Annotated in this window: 16 protein-coding genes; 8 read left to right on the forward strand and 8 right to left on the reverse strand. The window is 53.7% G+C overall.

Features of this window, described 5'->3' with window-relative positions:
- Positions 1-422 precede the first annotated feature (422 nt).
- The 6 genes from galE (at position 423) to D8U70_RS12615 (ending at position 6,623) form a co-directional block, all read left to right on the forward strand.
- Positions 423-1,439: a UDP-glucose 4-epimerase GalE gene (gene galE, locus D8U70_RS12590; RefSeq protein ID WP_130929001.1), complete on the forward strand. Its 1,017-nt coding sequence runs from the start codon at positions 423-425 to the stop codon at positions 1,437-1,439.
- A gap of 229 nt (positions 1,440-1,668) precedes the next feature.
- Positions 1,669-1,905 carry a hypothetical protein gene (locus D8U70_RS12595; RefSeq protein ID WP_016775457.1) on the forward strand — a complete coding sequence of 79 codons (237 nt, stop codon included), beginning with the start codon at positions 1,669-1,671 and terminating at the stop codon, positions 1,903-1,905.
- 91 nt (positions 1,906-1,996) lie between these two features.
- Positions 1,997-3,112, forward strand: a complete 1,116-nt coding sequence (locus D8U70_RS12600) for a polysaccharide biosynthesis/export family protein (protein WP_177180896.1) — start codon at positions 1,997-1,999, stop codon at positions 3,110-3,112.
- A 12-nt stretch (positions 3,113-3,124) separates the two neighbouring features.
- Positions 3,125-3,790 carry a YjbF family lipoprotein gene (locus D8U70_RS12605; protein WP_122508331.1) on the forward strand — a complete coding sequence of 222 codons (666 nt, stop codon included), beginning with the start codon at positions 3,125-3,127 and terminating at the stop codon, positions 3,788-3,790.
- Complete coding sequence (locus D8U70_RS12610) at positions 3,787-4,548, forward strand: capsule biosynthesis GfcC family protein (protein ID WP_125927268.1); 762 nt, start codon at positions 3,787-3,789, stop codon at positions 4,546-4,548. Before D8U70_RS12605 ends, D8U70_RS12610 begins: the two co-directional genes overlap by 4 nt.
- Positions 4,545-6,623 (forward strand): YjbH domain-containing protein, encoded by a 2,079-nt coding sequence (locus tag D8U70_RS12615; RefSeq protein ID WP_122703589.1) that lies wholly within the window; start codon positions 4,545-4,547, stop codon positions 6,621-6,623. Before D8U70_RS12610 ends, D8U70_RS12615 begins: the two co-directional genes overlap by 4 nt.
- A 456-nt stretch (positions 6,624-7,079) precedes the next feature.
- Here the strand turns inward: D8U70_RS12615 and D8U70_RS12625 are convergent, their stop codons facing one another.
- The 3 genes from D8U70_RS12625 to D8U70_RS12635 all read right to left on the reverse strand — a co-directional run bounded on the left by D8U70_RS12625 (position 7,080) and on the right by D8U70_RS12635 (position 10,541).
- The gene (locus D8U70_RS12625) at positions 7,080-8,474 is read right to left on the reverse strand and encodes an undecaprenyl-phosphate glucose phosphotransferase (RefSeq protein WP_122612703.1); all 1,395 of its coding nucleotides are present in this window, start codon (positions 8,472-8,474) and stop codon (positions 7,080-7,082) included.
- A 389-nt stretch (positions 8,475-8,863) separates the two neighbouring features.
- Positions 8,864-9,523: a helix-turn-helix domain-containing protein gene (locus D8U70_RS12630; protein WP_130929002.1), complete on the reverse strand. Its 660-nt coding sequence runs from the start codon at positions 9,521-9,523 to the stop codon at positions 8,864-8,866.
- A gap of 277 nt (positions 9,524-9,800) precedes the next feature.
- A complete protein-coding gene (locus tag D8U70_RS12635; RefSeq protein ID WP_122746874.1) occupies positions 9,801-10,541 on the reverse strand; it encodes a winged helix-turn-helix domain-containing protein in 741 nt (246 codons plus the stop codon).
- Between the two features lie 490 nt (positions 10,542-11,031).
- On the opposite strand from D8U70_RS12635, the gene D8U70_RS12640 reads away from it, so the two are divergent.
- Complete coding sequence (locus tag D8U70_RS12640) at positions 11,032-11,865, forward strand: undecaprenyl-diphosphate phosphatase (protein WP_130929003.1); 834 nt, start codon at positions 11,032-11,034, stop codon at positions 11,863-11,865.
- On the opposite strand, the gene D8U70_RS12645 is transcribed toward D8U70_RS12640, so the two are convergent.
- Positions 11,866-12,237, reverse strand: coding sequence for a DUF2388 domain-containing protein (locus D8U70_RS12645; RefSeq protein WP_024013605.1), 372 nt, complete (start codon positions 12,235-12,237; stop codon positions 11,866-11,868). It lies immediately after the preceding gene.
- 75 nt (positions 12,238-12,312) lie between these two features.
- Positions 12,313-13,299, reverse strand: coding sequence for a tRNA dihydrouridine(20/20a) synthase DusA (gene dusA / locus D8U70_RS12650; RefSeq protein ID WP_130929004.1), 987 nt, complete (start codon positions 13,297-13,299; stop codon positions 12,313-12,315).
- A 346-nt stretch (positions 13,300-13,645) separates the two neighbouring features.
- Between dusA and D8U70_RS12655 the strand changes: the two genes are divergently transcribed.
- Complete coding sequence (locus D8U70_RS12655) at positions 13,646-14,815, forward strand: hypothetical protein (RefSeq protein WP_130929005.1); 1,170 nt, start codon at positions 13,646-13,648, stop codon at positions 14,813-14,815.
- A 120-nt stretch (positions 14,816-14,935) separates the two neighbouring features.
- On the opposite strand, the gene D8U70_RS12660 is transcribed toward D8U70_RS12655, so the two are convergent.
- The 3 genes from D8U70_RS12660 to D8U70_RS12670 are packed head-to-tail and all read right to left on the reverse strand — an operon-like array spanning position 14,936 to position 17,910.
- A complete protein-coding gene (locus D8U70_RS12660; protein WP_130929006.1) occupies positions 14,936-16,867 on the reverse strand; it encodes an ATP-binding protein in 1,932 nt (643 codons plus the stop codon).
- A complete protein-coding gene (locus D8U70_RS12665; RefSeq protein ID WP_130929007.1) occupies positions 16,854-17,354 on the reverse strand; it encodes an ABC-three component system middle component 5 in 501 nt (166 codons plus the stop codon). The genes D8U70_RS12660 and D8U70_RS12665 overlap by 14 nt, the downstream gene beginning before the upstream one ends.
- A complete protein-coding gene (locus tag D8U70_RS12670; protein WP_241664657.1) occupies positions 17,329-17,910 on the reverse strand; it encodes an ABC-three component system protein in 582 nt (193 codons plus the stop codon). The genes D8U70_RS12665 and D8U70_RS12670 overlap by 26 nt, the downstream gene beginning before the upstream one ends.
- Between the last annotated feature and the right edge of the window lies 1 nt (position 17,911).

Here is a 17,911-nt window from a genome sequence, read left to right on the forward strand (position 1 = left end):
TAGCCGGCAGCGGGGAACAAACATTTACGAATCATAAAAGTATCCTGGACAGTCATGGAACACAGGCGACGGTTGCGCACCAGAAAGTGGTGGCAAGTTTCAATGATTATTGAAGGCTTACTTTAATACCCGAGTCAGGTTGTTGCTGGCAATTAGTTGCGCTGTTAAAAAACGCTAATGTTATGAGATGTCGACTACTTGGTTATTAGTTATTTTTAGTCGGTATCTGTCGATAGTGATAAGTGTCCAGGGAGTGCTAATAAGTACCCGTCAAACAGTTTGACCGGCAAAAATAATTATTGCCAGTGGTTGAACTAAATTTGTTTGAGGTTGTTGTCGCCCTGTTTGTGTGAATTGCTCCGCATCTCCACCAGGCATGGCTTGACACGCTACCGGGTATTTATTCAATGACGGACCGCGCTATGAAGATTCTGGTAACGGGTGGTGCCGGCTATATCGGCTCGCATACCACACTTGCATTGCTTGAGGCAGGTTATGAAGTTGTCGTTCTGGATAATCTTTGTAACAGCAGCGACGCAGCACTTCACGCCGTTGAAGCCATTTGCGGCAAAAGTGCATGGATGATTCGCGGCGATGTCTGCGATCGGCCGCTGCTCGACCGGATTTTCCGCGAGCATCAGATCGACGCCGTGCTGCATTTCGCCGGGCTCAAAGCCGTGGGCGAGAGTGTGCGCAAGCCGCTCGAATACTACGAAACCAACGTCGGCGGCAGCATCACCCTGTGTCAGGCGATGGCAGCGGCGGGGGTGTTCCGGCTGGTGTTCAGTTCCTCGGCGACGGTGTACGGCGAGCCTGAAGAGATGCCGATTCGCGAGGATTTTCCTACGGGCAATCCGACCAATCCCTACGGTCAGTCCAAGCTGATCGTCGAGAACGTGCTGCGCGACCTGAGCCTCGCCGAGCCGCGCTGGAGCATTGCGCTGCTGCGCTATTTCAACCCGATCGGCGCCCACGCCAGCGGGCACATGGGCGAAGACCCCAACGGCATTCCGAACAATCTGGTGCCGTATATCAGCCAGGTCGCGGTCGGCAGCCTGCGCGAGCTGTCGATCTTCGGTAATGATTACCCGACCGCCGATGGCACCGGCGTGCGCGATTACATTCATGTCGTCGATCTGGCGGATGGGCATTTGAAAGCGTTGCAGGCGATCAGCGAGCGCACCGGCATCCACACCTGGAACCTCGGCACCGGCGATGGCTACAGCGTGCTGCAAGTGCTGCATGCCTTCGAACAGGCCTGCGGGCGGCCGGTGCCGTACCGGATGATGCCGCGCCGCGCCGGTGATATCGCCGAAAGTTTTGCCGATGCTTCGAAAGCGGCGAAAGAGCTCGGCTGGAAAGCCACGCGCAACTTGCAGGACATGGTCGCCGACACTTGGCGCTGGCAATCGAATCATCCCAATGGTTATTCGCGATGATGGCCATTTAGTCCGATGTTAGTTTCAGTCAGGTTGTTAGATAACGTCGGGAAATTACACTGGCAATGCCATTTGCAAATCCGTAGATATAAACCTGCCGTTCGACTTTAGCAGTTGCACAGGACTGTGAAAGAACAACGGATCTTGTTCGCGCTCTTTGCGGACTTGAAAGCTACCAGCTCTGACACAGATCTGTTTTTAACAGTTCGAATGTTAGAAAGGAGTTGTTATGAAAAAAGTGATGGCAGTTGCCCTGTTGACGATGTTGAGCAACTGGGCTGCCGCCGCTGAAGCGCCGTTGACAGCGGTAACCAATGTAGGTGGCAGTGTGGCGGCTTCGCAAGCGCCCGCGGCCAGTACTGCAATGGTTGCCAGTGCTGTAGCGGCGTCCAACAGCGGTGGCAGTGCCAACGGCGGTACCACCGGTACGACGGGTACCACCGGTACAACCGGCACGCATAACTAACAGGAACATTTGTTAGTGCAGTACAGAGTCGCCCGACGCAAGTCGGGTGACTTTGTTTTTTGGATTCGCCCTTGAATAGCGTAGTGCCATTATGACTCGTAGTGTTTATCTTTTAATGTTGGCAAGTCTCGCTTTGCAAGGTTGCATGTTTTCCCCCGGCCAGTACCTGAGCACCAGCGATATCACCCGCCAGGGTGCCAGCGAAAGCAGTCGGGTCGAGCTGATTCCGATCACCCCGAAGCTGATCGCCATGAACCGCGCCACGCAGAAGCGTGAGTCGCTGCCGGCGGAGCTGCTGGTGACGCCGGCGGAATATCGCATCGGCAACAATGACGTGCTGTATATCACCGTCTGGGATCACCCGGAGCTGACTGCCCCCTCCGGCGCGCAACAACAGATCGATGCCAACGGCCGTCTGGTGCGCTCCGATGGCACGCTGTATTACCCGTTCATCAAGGAAGTCCAGGCCGCCGGCCGGACCATCCAGCAACTGCGCGCGGACATCGAACAGCGCTTGTCGGCGTTCATCGCCGAGCCGCAGGTCGACGTCGCGGTGTTGCGCTTCGCCAGTCAGAAAGTCGTGGTCACTGGCGCCGTCACGAAGGCCGGCCCGCAAGCGATTTCGACCAATCCGCTGAGCGTGGTCGAGGCCCTCGGTTCCGCTGGCATCGACACCAACAACGCTGACTTGTCCGGGCTGTTGCTGACGCGCAACGGGCGGGTGTATCCGCTCAATCTCGACACGCTCAATCAGCAGGATTCCGAACTGCAGAACGTCTACCTCAAGGGCGGCGATCAGCTGTATCTGCCGTACAACGACAACAAGCGCATCTACGTCATGGGCGAGGTCAACCAGCCGCGCGCGCTGAGCTTCAAGACCGCAACCATGAACCTGTCCGACGTGCTCGGTTCGGTCGGTGGCCTGAGTCAGACCAGCTCCAACGGCAACGCGGTCTATGTCATTCGCGGTGTGGAAAACCTCGACGTCGAGCCGGCGAAGATCTATCAGCTCGAAGCCGAATCACCGACCGCCATGGCACTGGCTTCGCACTTCCAGGTGCGGCCGCAGGATGTGGTCTACGTCGGCCCGGCCAACGTCACTCGCTGGAACCGTTTCATCAGCCAGTTGGTGCCGTCGGCGTCGATTGTCGGCACCGGGGCTTCGGCAGCGAAGAACTGGAGCGAATACAGCAACAACAGCAAATAAGGCCGCCCGACTGTGAACCTATTGAAAGTGGGCGTCTGCCTGATGGCGGCCTCGTTGCTGTGCGGCTGTAACCCGCTGATGAGCGCATCGCTGAACAACCTTAAAGCCGCCGTCGTCGGCCCCGACGAGGTTGATGTGACAGCGGCCGAAGTCGCCGGGGTCAACTACCCGCAACTGAAACTCACCACACCGTCCGGCTCAGGCGTGCTGGCGCTGGTGCGCGAGCGTGAAGACCTGCAATTCTGGGTCGCCTCCGGCAAGCAGGTTTTGCTGCTGCGCGATGGCCTCGCCGTGCGCAGCATCGGCCTCGGCCTGCAAGGTGATCTGGATGGCACGCGGCTGGCCGATGACTCGCCGTTCAAGCAAGGCCTGCATCACGTCGCCGACGGTTTCACCACACGGCGCTGGATCGATCTGTACAAAGGCCAGGAAGTCGGCGTGATCGTCAACAGCCGCTTCTCGCGCCGCGCCACCGAAACCCTGGAAATTCTCGACAAGCCTTACTCGGTGCTGCGCATCGATGAACAGATCGACGCCCCAGCCATCGGCCTCAGCGCAACCAACCGTTATTGGGTCGACCCGCGAGACGGTTTCATTCTGCAGAGCGAGCAGCAACTGACCTCGCAATTGCGCGTCAAGCTGGTTCAGCTGACGCCTGATCGCAGGCATCTGCCGTGAAGCGCTTAAGCCTAATCGCGGCGGGTCTTTTGCTGATCGCTGGGGCGAGTCAGGCCGCCGTCACTGTGTCCGGCGACGTCGCCAATCCCGGGCCGATCGCATTGCCGCCGGGTGGACGCCTGTTCGATGTGATCAGCGAAGCCGTGCCCAATGCCGAAGGCTATTGGCTGGCGGGCGGCTTGTTGCGCCAGTCGCTGGTCGAGGAACAGACGCGGCTCAAGGTCGGCGTGTTGTTCGATCTCGAGGTGCTGCAGCGCATGGCGACGCTGTTCGATCGGCCAAGCCGCGCGGCACTGGCACAGCGCATTGCCGAAGAGGTTCGACAAATGCCAGTGACCGGACGGCAGATCGCTGACCTCGATCCGGTAGCGGTGGAAGTCGGCTTCGCGCGCAACATTCGTCTGGATGACGGCGATCGGCTGATCTACCCGAAACGGGTTGATGAAGTGCAGGTGTTGGGCGCGGTCACCGAGCCATGTCACTTGCCGTACCAGCCATTGCAGGAGGCCCGCGAATATCTCGAAGGCTGCTCGATTCTCGACGATGCCGAGGCCGATTACCTGTGGTTGATCCAGCCCAACGGCGTCTCGCGGCGCGTCGGCATCGCGCACTGGAATCGCGAGTCCGGGCAGTTTCCGGTGGCCGGCAGCAGGATTCTGGTGCCGATAAAAAATGATGATCTTGATCCGCCTCTTCCTGAACTGAATCAGCAGTTGGCCGAATTCATTGCCACGCAGCTGGCCGAGGTGGTTCGTTGAAGTTACGTTTTGCAGCTGTGTTGTTATTGCCCTGCGGTCTGGCTCACGCCGAGCCGCGCATCACCCAGAATGACTTCGGTGGCGCCGGTCTGTTGCAGACGCCGACGGCGCGCATGGCCCCGGCCGGCGAGCTGAGCGTCAACGCCAACCGCACCGACCCCTACAGCCGCTACAGCGTGTCGTTGCAACCGCTGGACTGGCTCGAAGGTTCGTTTCGCTACACCGCGATCACCAACCGGCCCTACGGCTCGGAGGCCCTCAGCGGCAGTCAAAGCTACAAGGACAAGGCGGTCGACGCCAAAGTGCGCCTGTGGCAGGAAAGCCACTGGGCACCGGAAGTGGCGCTGGGCTTTCGAGATATCGGTGGTACCGGTTTGTTCTCCAGCGAATTCTTCGTCGCCAACAAGCGCTTCGACAATTTCGACTTCAGCGCCGGCATCGCCTGGGGCTACATCGGTAATCGCGGCGACTTCGACAACCCGCTGGGCTACGTCAGCAATCGCTTCGATACGCGCCCGGCGCTGGAAGGCACCGGCGACGTCAACTCCGGCTCGTACTTTCGCGGCAAGCCTTCACTGTTCGGTGGCGTGAGCTACCAAACGCCGTGGGATCGGCTGAGCCTGAAGCTGGAATTCGAAGGCAACGACTACAAGAACGAGCCGAAGGACAACGAGATCAAACAGGACTCGCCGATCAACCTTGGCGCGGTGTTCAAGGTGACCGATTCGATCGACCTGAGCGCCGCGTGGGAGCGGGGCAACACGGCGATGTTCGGCGTGACGTTTCACACCAATTTCGTCAGCCGCAAGGCGCCGGCCAAGACTTACGATCCGACCCCCGAACCGCTGCCGGCGAAGGCGCCGACGACCTCGATGGAACAGGTCAACTGGGCCGATGTGTCGCGGCGTTTGCAGCAGAATGCCGGGTACAAGGTCGAGCGCATCAGCCAGCGCGATTCCGAACTGATCGTCTATGGCGAGCAGCAGCGTTATTTCCATTCGTCCAAAGCCGTTGGCCGCGCGAGCCGGATTCTCGACAACAGCGTCAACGACGACATCGACTGGTTCACCGTGGTCAACAAGCGCTACGACCTGCCGCTGGAAGAAACCAGCCTGCCGCGCCAGACCTTCCGCGAAGTGATCAACAATGAAGAACCGTTGGAGTCGCTGCACCGCACTACCGAAATCAACCCGGCGATGCCGCACAACGAGAAAACCCTCTACACCGAAGCGCCGCAGCATTTCAGCTATGGCGTGGGGCTGGGCTTCAAGCAGAACGTCGGCGGCCCGGATGGTTTGCTCTATCAATTCAGTGCCGATGCGGACGCGGAATATCGCTTCAACCGCAACACCTGGTGGAGCGGTTTGCTCAGCGCCAACCTGGTCAACAACTTCGACAAATTCGTCTACGACGCGCCGAGCGGATTGCCCCGCGTGCGCACGGATTTGCGCCAGTACCTGACGACGTCAAACACGACCATGCCGTTGTTCCAGCTCAGCCATGCCGAGCAGTTGGACAAGGATCTGTACGGCATGGTGTACGGCGGCTATCTGGAATCGATGTTTGCCGGCGTCGGCGCGGAAGTGTTGTTCCGCCCGACCGGCGAGCGCTGGTCGCTGGGCGCGGATCTGAACTGGGTGCGCCAGCGTGATTTCGATCAGGGCTTTGCCTTGCGCGATTACTCGGTAGTGACCGGGCATATCACCGGCTATACCGACCTGCCGTTCGACACGCTGGCGGCGGTCAGTGTCGGTCGCTATCTGGCCGGAGACTGGGGCACCACCGTGGACATCTCGCGCGAGTTTTTCAACGGCGTGCGCGTCGGTGCCTGGGCAACCATCACCACGGCCAGTAGCGCGGAATATGGCGAAGGTAGTTTCGACAAGGGCCTGTACCTGTCGATCCCGTTCGACGAAATGATGAGCATGTCGACCATGCGCCGCGCCAACCTGGTCTGGGCGCCACTGACCCGAGATGGCGGCGCCAGACTGAGCCGCAGCTATCAACTGCACTCGATGACGGATAGCCGGGAAGGGGACATGTTCTATCGCAACTTCGAAAAGATTACCGAGTAAGCGCTGGTCTGTGGGAGCGAGCCTGCTCGCGAATGGTCCGGCACATCCAACATCTCCAGTGCCTGACACAACGCTTTCGCGAGCAGGCTCGCTCCCACAGGGTGTTGTGTTACAGCACAGTTTTCGACCCTAACCCTGATCTCTGTGGGAGCGAGCCTGCTCGCGAAGGCGCCGACACATTCAACATCGCCATCGCCTGACACACCGCTTTCGCGAGCAGGCTCACTCCTACACTTGATCGGCGTCACGCCACACATCCTGGTCATCACCCGAATCCCTGTGGGAGCGAGCTTGCTCGCGAATGGTCCGGCACATCCAATATCTCCAGTGCCTGACACACCGCTTTCGCGAGCAGGCTCGCTCCCACGGGGGCGCACCTGTAGTCGATACCGGTTACCCAAATCCCGCCCACAAAAAAGGGGACTTTCGTCCCCTTGTGATCTGCAGCGCTGAACCTCAGTAAATATCCTTCGACAACAACGTAAACGGCGTCTTCACCAGGATCTTCAGATCCAGCCACAACGACCAGCTGTTGATGTACTGCAGGTCGATCTCGACACGCTTCTGCATCTTGTCGATGGTGTCGGTCTCACCGCGGCAGCCACTGATCTGCGCCAGGCCAGTGATGCCCGGTTTGATTCGGTGACGGGCCATGTAAGCGAGGATCTTGCCCGAGTAGTAATTGTTGTGCGCCACCGCATGCGGCCGTGGACCTACCAGCGCCATATGCCCCTGCAACACGTTGAACAGTTGCGGCAACTCATCCAGGGAAGTGCGGCGGATAAAACGGCCTACTGCGGTGATGCGCGAGTCATTGCGGCTGGCCTGTTTCACTTCGCGGTCATCGTGGACACGCATCGAGCGGAATTTCCAGACCTTGATCACCTTGCCGTTCCAGCCATGGCGGTCCTGCTTGAAAAACACCGGGCCGGGCGAGTTGAGTTTTACCGCCAGAGCGATGATCAACAGCAGCGGACTGAGCGCGATGATTGCCAGGAATGCCACGGTTTTCTCAACCAGACTCTTGCTCAGAGCAGCGGTGGGGCGGCTGGTCAGCGGGCTTTCGTTGAGGTAAATCGCCGGCAGGCCGTCCACGACTTTCACGGAGTGGTTGAGCAGGGTCAGGCTGTTCAAGTCCGGCACCCACACCACATCGACGTTGGCGCCGAGCAAATCGACATACATCGCTTCGATTTTCGCGGCTTCGCACAGCGGCAGGGTGATGTACAAACGACGGATGTCGTGAGCTTCGATCAACTCCAGCAACTCGTCCTGAGCACCAACGACACGCGGTGCGTCGGAAGCGAGGACCGGTTTGTCACCGTTGCTGACCAGACCAATCAGCGGCAGGTTTTCCAGTTGGCTGAGTTTCTTCGCCAGGCCCAACGCCAGTTCGCCAGTACCGACGATCAACGTCCGGTGTTCGCTTTTACGCGAACGCTGGTAGTACTTGGAAAACGCATGCAGCGGCGCGTAGAGGAACGCCTGACCGAGGAAGCCATACACCGCCCAGCTGAGAATCACCTGACGGGAAAACAGCTCATCGGCCTGGCAGACAAACGCGATGCACGCCAGCGCGGCCATGGTCATCGACCAGCCCATGAACAAGCGGCCGAGGCCGGTCAGGTAGTTGTCGCGTTTGCGATAAACGCCGCTGAATGTGTAAGCCGGCACCGAGGCCAGGACGGCAAGGGTGGCGCACATTCGGTAGTAGAACGCGACGGTTCCGGTGTGCTGTTCAGCGAGGATGAACAGCAGCGTCACAACGAAAGCCTGTGCCAGCGCCCATTGGCCCCAAAAGGTCAGTCCCTTGAGGCCCGTGCTTCGATTAATACTGAGAGAAAGATCCATACGATATCCCCAAAAGACGTCCATTCAGGTTTCAACAGTTGAAAGCCGAGTTGTTATGCAGACTTATTGTTTTTGTTTTAGCGAGTGTCTTGAGGTAACAACATCGAGAGCCGAACTGTCGTCAGCCAATAGACTAAGTTATTGCCGGGAATGGTGTCTGACGAGTTCTAACAAGATGGCACAATGCCAACTTTTTAATAATTAAATAGAAGGTTGTTAGAAAAGGTCGTAGAGCGGGGGATGAAAAAGCGAGGGCGTATTTGTTACTGTTGAAGGGTGGAGGCAGGGAAGCTTTTATCGAATCAGGGAGGGTAAACCCAAACAGAGTGCTCTTCTTGTTGTTGTAGTCGCACTTTATCTGTTTGTCTTGGTTTGCGCGTCGCTTGTGATTAAGCAACGACTTCCTGGATCAGGCAATATCCGCGATTTCTTACGGCTCGGAACAATCGCTCGCCATTACTCGCACTCTTGAACTTGTCCTGCAATCGGCTCAGGCACATTTCCAGGCCACGGTATTGCTCGGGTTCCCGACCAATGCTGATGATCAGGTCATCACGACTGACCACGCGCTCTTCATGGCTCAGCATTTTCCTCACCAGCGCGGTTTCCAGGCCAGTCAGGCTGATCGCAATATTGTCCTTGAGCAACACGCCTTGTTCATCGTCGAGATGCCAGGTATCGCTGCAAGGCTCAGTGCTCTCGCTGATATTGGAGATATGAGCGCGTTCTGCACTGCGGGTCGGGAAGCTTTGAAACGGATTGTCTGTTTGCGCGGCTCGCCATTCATTTTCAAGAGTGGCCAGTATGCGTTGAGTATCATGTTCGATACTGCGCGCAACATTCTTTCGGCTGAGGCTTGGGTAACTGAACTCCATGACCATCGGGGCGGAAGAGGGCGAAGCAACACCTTCAACAAACATTTGTGCCTGCGACGTGCCAAACGAATTGAAACGCTCGCTGGACAAGATACTTTCCAGTTCACGTTGCGACGTTGTGCTGTGCGTCACAACAACAAAATATTTTCTGGGGAGGGTTGTACTCGTTTCCATGTCTCTCTCCTAAATACACACCAAAATTGGCTAAAAGATAAATCGGCAGGCGAGCAATGACTTCCTCGGAAGTAATCGTAGGCAGGGTTCTGGCCGAAAATGGCCATCGATAAATTCCACTCGATCTGCTGCTATGTTATGGAGTTTTATTGTTATGTGGCGTGATGCCGTGCTCATTCAAGTGCTTGAGTTTTAATAAGTATGAGGCGCAATTGGAACGATATGGCTGCATCAGACGATCCTTCGTACGTATGCAAAAGGGAAGACTGCCCGAGACTCAGGCAGTCGATATCAGGCCCCGCATCAGGCGATAGCCGTAGCCGCGGATGCTCTGAATCGCGTTTGTACCATACATGTCCTTGATTTTTCCACGCAAGCGACTGATTGATTTTTCCAGTGCCCGAGGGTCGTAGAAATTGGCGTTGAGGCCCATGATGCTGGCGATTTCATCATGACTCAGAATGTGATTGCCGGTGTGCGCAAAGGCCTCGAGGATCTTCATTTCGGCGAAAGAGATATCCAGTTTGCGCCGACTGTCCATCAGGCAGATCCGCGTCGGATCAAGCGTGAGATTGATATCTCGTTGCCAGTCTTCGCTGTTGAAGAACTCCGCCAGCAAGTCTTCGCTGTCATCGCTCAATGTGTTGAGCTTGATACAGGCATCCGCCCCGGCGAGGAAATACTTGATCTTGTTGACGGCACCGCGGCCGGTGACAATTGCGCAAATAAGCGGCTTCAAGTTGTCATCGCGCAGGGTCTGCACCAGGGCCAGATTTTCTTCGATGGCTTGTGGACTATCGATGATGACGAAAATGGCGCGGTAGGAACCGATGTAACCGTGCTGCTTATATGAACTAGTGAAAGCACCTGTTTCCAGGATCATATCGGGCTGCACGTGCTTTGCGATCAGCGATCTGAAATGATCAGCCACACCCAGTGTACGACCCAGAGCAAGAACACCGGATTCATCATTTGTCGGGCGCGGACTTCTCGTCGCCAAGTTCCCTGAGAGCATCATGCGTTGACTCGAATTAGGTGCTGACATCGGGATGTTAAAGCACCGGTTCTTATCTGTGACTGACAATTGGTAACATTTGCGCGGATTTTAGACGTGTCTCCCGAGATTTCTAACAATAACTAAGCTTTTCAGGCTTTTAGTTGATTTCCTCGGGGTTGTGAACTAGCGCGTAGATGATGGCTATATGCAATGGTGCCACTATTTTGAGCTTGTGGCGATGGCTTTGTCTATGTCCTTTTGCCACTGATTGGCCATGTCAGCAATGTGTGAGGTTGATCACACTTCATATCTGAACTGAAATATTTGTTGTAATAGATGTAAATTTTTTCCGTTTAGTTCGTCGGCCGACGATTACTAACAGTTCTTGAGTCTAACTCTGCATAAACCCTATTCTTCCGGATCGGCGAATCGCCGTATGCATTACTTCAGATACTCAACCCCTGAGTGTTATTGACTGGTCGCTCACCCTGAGTGCTCTGACGGAGGATTAATGGATTTCTGGACCCTTTTCCAGGTATTGATATTGGGCGCGGTAGAAGGCTTGACCGAGTTCTTGCCCATCTCGAGTACCGGCCACCAGATTATTGTCGCCGACCTGCTCGAGTTTGGCGGCGAACGCGCCATGGCGTTCAACATCATTATTCAACTGGGGGCCATTCTGGCTGTGGTCTGGGAATTTCGTCCGAAAATCTTCGAAATCGTCAAAGGCCTGCCCACCGAGCGCAACGCGCAACGTTTCACCCTTAATCTGCTGATCGCGTTTTTCCCGGCCGTTATCCTCGGCGTGTTATTCGCCGACGCGATTCATGAATACCTGTTCAACCCGATCACCGTTGCGGTGGCCCTCGTTGTTGGCGGCATCGTCATGTTGTGGGCCGAACAGCGCAGCCATGTAGTCAGCGTCGAACATGTCGACGACATGTGCTGGTCCCACGCGTTGAAGGTCGGTTTCGTACAATGCCTGGCGATGATTCCCGGCACCTCGCGTTCCGGCTCGACGATCATCGGCGGTCTGCTCTTCGGCCTTTCGCGCAAAGCCGCCACCGAGTTCTCGTTCTTCCTCGCCATGCCGACCATGGTCGGCGCCGCCGTGTACTCCGGCTACAAATACCGCGACCTGTTCCAGCCCAACGATCTGCCAGTCTTCGCCCTCGGCTTCGTCACCGCGTTCATCTTCGCCATGATTGCTGTGCGTGGCCTGCTCAAATTTATCGCCAACCACAGCTATGCCGCGTTCGCGTGGTACCGGATCGGTTTTGGATTGTTGATTCTGGCGACGTGGCTGTTTGGTTGGGTCAACTGGACCGCCGCAGCGGCCGCCTGATCACTGCGCGCTGATCAACGCCGCCACGGCGAGATCGTTTAACGTCGAATCCGACGACTCCTGACGAAAGCGCTGCAAGGCCGAGGTGAAATACGCAGCCTGCAGCATGCCGTCGCTGGCCAGATAGAGTCGTGCGTCTTCTTGCTCCTCGGCAGAGTAAACACGCTTGTGACTGTCGGTCGTTTCCTGGCTAGACGAAATAGGTGCGAGGATTAAAGACACCAAAGTGAAGCCGGAAAGCTGCGTCACCTCCCACGGCGTATCGGTACGGCCCATGCAAAAGCCATCGCAGTGCGCATAAACGTTGGAAGTGAAGCTGAACAAAGCGAGGAGGGTGAAACGCTTGAAACGTGAAAAAGTAAACGCGGGCATAAACAAAAGACATCCTGTCAGTACATCAAAATACCGGGCAACGCTCATGCGCCGCCCGCACACTCAAACCATCAATCAACGACCTTCAAGCAACTCAGCCGCCTGATCCAGCAACGCCAACGGATCCTTGGCCTTGTGAATATCCACCGACAACAACTGACGAAACTTGCGCGCCCCGGGGAACCCCGTGCCCAAACCCAGCACGTGCCGCGTGATGTGATGCATCGCACCACCGGCCAGCAAATGCTCAGCTATATAAGGCCGCAACTGCGCCAACGCCTCAGCCCGACTGATCACCGGAGCGGTACTGCCGAACAGTTGCTGATCGACCTCCGCTAGCAGATAAGGATTGTGATAAGCCTCACGCCCCAACATCACGCCATCGAACGTCTGCAGATGCTCATGGCAGGCCTCCATGGTCTTGATCCCGCCGTTCAGCACAATCTCCAGCTCCGGAAAATCCGCCTTCAACTGCGCCGCCACGTCATAGCGCAACGGCGGAATGTCGCGATTCTCCTTCGGCGACAACCCCTCAAGGATCGCAATCCGCGCATGCACGGTAAAACTCGTGCAGCCGGCATCGCGAACAGTGCCGACGAAATCGCACAGCTCGGCATAACTGTCGCGCCCGTTAATGCCGATCCGGTGCTTCACCGTCACCGGAATCGACACCGCATCACGCATCGCCTTCACACAATCGGCCACCAACTGCGGATGCCCCATCAGGCACGCGCCGATCATGTTGTTTTGCACACGATCACTCGGGCAGCCGACGTTCAGGTTCACCTCGTCGTAACCGTGCTCCTGAGCCATGCGCGCGCAGGCGGCGAGATCGAGCGGAACACTACCACCGAGCTGCAACGCCAGCGGGTGCTCGGCTTCGTTGTGACGCAGGAAACGTTCGTGATCACCGTTGAGCAACGCGCCAGTGGTGACCATTTCGGTGTAGAGCAGGGCGTTCTTCGACAGGAGGCGTAGGAAGAAACGGCAGTGGCGGTCAGTCCAATCCATCATCGGGGCGACGGAGAAGCGGCGGGAGAGTGGGGCGGGTTGTAGAGACATTGGGGGAATCTGGATCAGAAGGGTGAAGGTGGGGGAGTTTATCAGGATTGGGATAGGAGGGAGGCTTACGCGTCGTTACTACGTGCTCTAGCTCACTGATGAGACATATTGTGGTCTGCCCCCTATTTGCCCTCCTGATTCCCAGGAGGTCTCAGTACGAGGGATTCCCCGGTTCATTCCATCGCTACGCTCGTTGGCTTCCATTAGGACTCTACCGTGGTGGGATTCACGCTCGCGTACGGTAACGGTCATAACCCGCGCAGTTGAACAATTGTCTCCGAATTCAGTCGTTGCAATTGCACCATGCCTTGAGGTCTATTCAAACGACCAAGCAATGGAGCGCACCATGGAAAATTTTTTTGTTGAGCTGGAAGCACCGCACCCTCACTGCGTGAAAAATATTGTGTTCGGAGGGAAATTGCCGAAGCGGGGGCTCAGGTGGGAATTTGTAAACGAGTTAAAACCCATTGATCTTTACTGTTATCTGTATGCCAAATATGGAGAGCCAAACGGTATTCAGAACTTTTTGAGAAAAGATGATTCGGATAACTTAATTCATTGGGAGTGGACACTTGCTAGTGAGCGGGGTGTCGTTTCTATTTTGGGGATGAACTTTCGGACTGAGGTTCACTTGATAGGAGATTTTGTTGATTCCGGTCTAACTCTTGAGATGTTTATAAGTCAAATTAAGTCTGATTTTAAAAACTATGGCAAGAAAATATCTGCTTTTCGGCTAGAACTTGAAAAGTGGACCAGATTTTTTAATCCCTATAGTAGGATAAAAAGTTCGGTTGAGCAGAATTTTAAGCAACTCGATATGCTAGATATTAATCCTCGTAGGGACCGACTGCCTCATCCTGGCGAAGGAACTGACTTTGACGAGTTTAAATATCGCTGGCAGGCTCTAAACGAAAGATACAGCTCCGCCGTTGGTCTTGTATTTGGTCTCCGTGCCATGCTACCCGTGCTGGCCGAATCATTTGTGAATCTTCTCATATTCGTACTTGCTCGTCCCGAGATTAAGGCTAACGATCGCCTTTTTCAAAACGTCGTCCGTCAGCCAATTGATGTTAGGGTACAAATGTTGTCCGTGCACTGCATAGGCTTTTCGAATGTAGTGGATTATGCCTCAGAGGAGTGTAAGGCATTTCACACTCTAATGAATGATCGGAATGACCTTTTACATGGGAATATAGAGATACCGAAGCTCGCAATGGGAGATGTTTATTTCCGAGGAAAGATTCCTTTGTTTCTCCAATATGAGGATATGTGGAGCGAGTCCATTGGCGCCTCTTTGCGATCAATTAAGTTTGATACGATTCGACAAGACCGAAAGGTAGTCGAGGACTTCATTAATTATCTTGTAGGTAGACTCGCCCCACAATATGCAGAAACCATCGAGCACATTGCCAGTCAGCGGGACCTCGGTATGAATATCAAGACGGGGAGGCTCGGGGTTTTGTTCTCAGACCAGATATCCGATTTCCGCGCCGTGTTCAAAGCTGGGGAGCCTTGATTCGGTAGCACTCGTCGGCCCAGGTCGGTGCCAAAGTTTTGGGTGGGAAAAGGGGACGTAACTATTTGCGCTGTATTTATTCTGTGTTTCTGGGTGGCAAATAAATTAGTCCCCATGTTGCTAAGCGCTAAATAATTGAGTTGATACGTTAAGCGACCGAGATTCCGGGTTGAAGTAGCGTCCAATAACCAGCTCTCCATTTTGGAGATCCGGATTTATCTCTGACGTAGCATAGATAACCTGAAATGGAACGCTGATCTTCTCGCACTCGGAAACAATTAATGCCTGAAGATTATGACTGCGCTCTTTTTCCATACCCCCATCATCGATGCCGTCAAGCATCATGAAACGAGGAACTCGCATGTACGACAGTTCTGCACTGGTTTTAAGTAGCGCCAGATGGAATACATGACGAAGGACGACTGCAGAGCTTTCCGAAAAATTTCGAGAGCCGTTAACGAGAACCGTGTTATCGATAAAGCTAAATTCAACAGTATTTGCATCTATAAATTCAGGTTGTAATTGTAAGTCTTTTTTTAGTAACTCTATCATGTTGCTAGAAAGCTTTGATGAGACTTCTCGTTTTCTGGCTTCTTGCTTTCTTTCCAGGTTGTTAATGAGGTCGTTTAGTTTTTCGACCTTAAAAGTTAATTCGTTTCTGTTTTTTTGCAATTCAGAAATTACAGTGAAAAGTTTTTGGTTCTCATAAGCCTGTTTTATCTCTTCATCTAAAGAGCCTAGGCGTCTTGCTGAGTCTTCAAGAAGAGTTTCAACATTACTCGACCAGTGAGATGATATAGAGCTATATTCGGCTTCAAGTCGCTTGGCAGCTTCTGTAGCAAGAGGAATGTCACGGGAAAGTTTCGTAGCCTCTTCTTCTTTTGCTTTAAGTAGGAGCGAGGATTCTTTGATTTGGATAGAAAGCTCGTTTCTCATTCGCAATATATTTGAACTGCTCGCTCCCTCAGTCAACTCATGCTTGCACAGGTGGCAATCGTGTCCCTCGGAAGCCTGGGGTGTGAGTTCTGTCAAGCAACTAGGGCAAAATAAAAATGATAGTGCTCCGAAGTAATTTCGTGTTTCCTTTGAATCATCCAACCCAGAAAGCCGCTCTTCTAGCTCTTTCAAGAAAAGTTTAGAATCTGCTATTTCTAAGTTTAATTTTAATAATCCGTCTTTAAGGATGGCTTCATATTGCTTTGCGGAGTTTAGCTTGGAGCGGATTCCATCAACTTTGGCAGAGGCCGTGTTGGCTTCTTTTTTTGATAGAGATCGTTCTGCTTTTAAGCCGACAATGTATTCAGTCAATCTTCCTCGCTCAGCTTCAAGCGCTGGGATTACGCTCCTGGAGGCTTCAATGTCCGGAGTTTGTCCAGATCGACCTAAGACATTAAATATACCTCGTAGCTCACCAATAATTTTATCAAGTGATTTTCCAACCTCTCTCACCTCTAATTGGGCAGAGTAAAGATCGTCATCAGAAACACCGCAGAGATAGCCGCCGACCATATCTCTCGTCAAAGCGCTATCGAAATTATCAGTTCTGAATATTGGGCTATGTACTGAAGGTTGATCTGCATACAATACGCGTAGCAATTGGTGCATTGTTAAATTTGAGGCGGCTGCTCCTTGGGCTTGTGGGATTTCCAAAGCGGAGAAGAGGGCTTGAGAGAAACTTATTTTCTGCTCAGAACGCCGAAATGGATAACGCTCCCAGTGATTTACTCCAGCGACAAGAGCGGCCTCAATACTTCCCCAGAAAATATTCAGCGGTCTCTGACTTTCTGGTTCGATATCTCGCAGAAGAGTAGCGGCTACTCCATTTAAGTGGACTTCAACCATAGTTGCGGAGCACATCAGAGCTTCCGGCTTCCATCTTATGTTTTCGGCCCCCAACGAATAGGCTAAAAGATCCATAATTGTGGTTTTTCCGGAGCTATTGCGACCTCTGATAATGTTTACACCATCGTGAAAAGTACAGTCGAAAGCGCGATGTCCCCCTTGCAGTACTATAAGTCTACGTACGCTGAGTGTAGGCTTAAGATATGTCATACTTATACTCCAATAAGCCCGTTCTGTGCTTTAAGCCATTGATGCCTCTCAAGGGAAGTATCGCCAAATCTTGTAAAATAAAGTCTCCAATCTCCGGGCGGCTTTCAAAAAAAACCGAGATTCTTGTTTCTAGGGACTTTGGTAATTTTACATTTGTTCGCGATATTATGCCTTCTGCATAACTAGAGCGATCGACTATTCCTGAAGCTACTAAGCATCCAATGGCTGATATTTGAATGGCGCGCATATCTTTAAAGATGAGGAAGGGGTCAAAAGGATCGTGATAAATATTTTCGAATTTCTTCGCAGTACGCTTGCCATGAGATAAAGTTTTTGGGAGGGTGATCTTTTGTACCGCTGAGGGAAAGGTCAGATAAAAGTCTAGGAGCCTAGCTTTGTCGTATTCAAGGCTTGGTATTACGGATAAAATTGAAAGCATTCGAAATACGCAATGGTATGCATCATAGGCTGGATGATAGATCAGCATATTTGTCCCACCTTATGTGACAGTTACCTCCAAGAAAATAAAGCAATCCCAGTAGGTCCTTGACAGAAATCTCCAAAAAATTCTCGCCGAGCATGGAACATATGTTGTGAAGGATACTGTTTATTGCTGCGTCAACTACAACTCGATCGCCACCTGATTCGATCACTGGCGTGACTGCGAGCATATAGTTTGTGTGAAGCTCATCTAATAAGATGGTATAGATTCTCTGCGCAACTCTTGAGGATTGCTGCCTCATTACCATTTTGGCAGCTTGCTCTTTTTGACTCATCGCAAAATAAAGCTGATCAGTTCTCCCGCTCTCCCGAAGCTTTGCTTCAAGTCCACGGACGTCGCCTTCCGTTGGTGCTGCTAGGTAATGATTAAGTTTTTCGCAGAAGCCAGAGCCATCTTTTTCCTCAACTTCTGCGGCTCGAAGGCGAGCATAAAGCAGGGTCAACTCGTTGAGAGTTGTACCTTGGCGCATATCAATATTAAGTTTATTAATATTTCCAGCAGCCATGTCGCCATGTACGATGTTGTTAGACTGATCAGACACG

The organism is Pseudomonas sp. Sample_20 (genome assembly GCF_004307585.1).
GTDB lineage: Bacteria > Pseudomonadota > Gammaproteobacteria > Pseudomonadales > Pseudomonadaceae > Aquipseudomonas > Aquipseudomonas atacamensis.